The organism is Desulfocurvus sp. DL1XJH-121, from assembly GCF_054819825.1.
Map to the genome: position 1 here is coordinate 1 of NZ_JBTVWW010000218.1, position 233 is coordinate 233.

1 pseudogene is annotated in these 233 nt (G+C 60.9%); it reads left to right on the forward strand.

Going from position 1 to position 233, the window contains the following annotated elements:
* Positions 1-233, forward strand: a pseudogene (locus ACYYG1_RS17930) (hypothetical protein); the annotation flags it as partial.

Consider the following 233-nt stretch of genomic DNA (forward strand, 5'->3'; position numbering starts at 1 on the left):
GTCATGGTGGTGATTTTGCCGCGGGCGCGCGATCAGCGGGCGATAGCGCTGGGCAGTTCTCTGCTGATCTTTATCGGCGTCGGGGGATTATTGGTGCAACCCGCCAGTTCACTGGTGTGGCTGACGTTTGCCGGGTTGGGAGCGGGGAGTTCGCTGGTGCTGGCACTGTCGTTCTTTGGATTGCGCAGTCAGCATCATCATCAGGCGACGCTGCTGTCGGGCATGGCGCAATC